The organism is uncultured Shewanella sp. (assembly GCF_947501665.1).
Classification (GTDB): domain Bacteria; phylum Pseudomonadota; class Gammaproteobacteria; order Enterobacterales; family Shewanellaceae; genus Shewanella.
The window spans coordinates 1-398 of the sequence record NZ_CANMWS010000094.1; the positions used below are offsets into that span (position 1 = coordinate 1).

Annotated in this window: 1 tRNA gene and 1 rRNA gene; both read left to right on the forward strand. The window is 43.5% G+C overall.

The window, feature by feature from the left end:
* Positions 1-61: ribosomal RNA gene (locus Q0976_RS24055) — 16S ribosomal RNA — on the forward strand; the annotation flags it as partial.
* A gap of 263 nt (positions 62-324) precedes the next feature.
* A tRNA-Ile gene (locus tag Q0976_RS24060) sits at positions 325-398 on the forward strand.

The following is a 398-nucleotide window of genomic DNA, read 5'->3' on the forward strand; positions in this document are numbered from 1 at the left end:
GACTGGGGTGAAGTCGTAACAAGGTAGCCCTAGGGGAACCTGGGGCTGGATCACCTCCTTACCTATACGACTAACTTGACTCTGAATAGGAATATGTTGGTAATAAATTGCTCCATGCATTTATTGCACACAGCACATCCCTGTGCTTGAGTGTTCACACAGATATGCTTGTCGAGAAGAAAGAACAAATAATCGAAAGGTTATTTTTGAGGATTTTGATTCTTAATCAAGTCACTTGAAGAGTCTCATAGGGAGTGTAGTTCGCTACATGACTGAGAAACGATGAAAGTAACGTAGAATAAGGATTAAAAGACCAAAAAGAATGGGTCTGTAGCTCAGCTGGTTAGAGCGCACCCCTGATAAGGGTGAGGTCGGTGGTTCAAGTCCACTCTGACCCA